The following is a 336-nucleotide window of genomic DNA, read 5'->3' on the forward strand; positions in this document are numbered from 1 at the left end:
GAGCAGGCACGAGTCCAGCAGAGCCAGCAGGTTCTCCCGGTCGAGGCCGGGACAGGTGAAGGTGAGGTGCTGGCAGCGGTCGCCGTGTTCGGGGTGCCAATCGAGGGAGGCGGCGACGCGGCGTTCGGCAGGCACCATTTCCCAGGCGGCGTCCGGCAGCGCGGCAAGCCACGGGCCCGCCGATTCCACACACAGCGCGCCGCCGGCGGCGTCCCACGACAGCAGCGTGTCGGGCCAGTCGGCCAGCCAGAACCGGCCCCGGATGCGAGCGGCGGCGCAGACCAGATCCTCCAGGGCCGCGTGGAGCCGCCCCGGGTGGAAGGGCCGCTCACGCCG

The 336-nt window shown here is 74.1% G+C and carries 1 protein-coding gene; it reads right to left on the bottom strand.

Annotation, left to right across the window (positions count from 1 at the left end; genetic code table 11):
* A partial coding sequence (locus ADL29_RS11100) for a CobW C-terminal domain-containing protein (RefSeq protein WP_169795212.1) occupies positions 1-336 on the bottom strand: 336 nt, incomplete at both ends.

Source organism: Streptomyces chattanoogensis (assembly GCF_001294335.1).
Taxonomy (GTDB): Bacteria; Actinomycetota; Actinomycetes; order Streptomycetales; family Streptomycetaceae; genus Streptomyces; species Streptomyces chattanoogensis.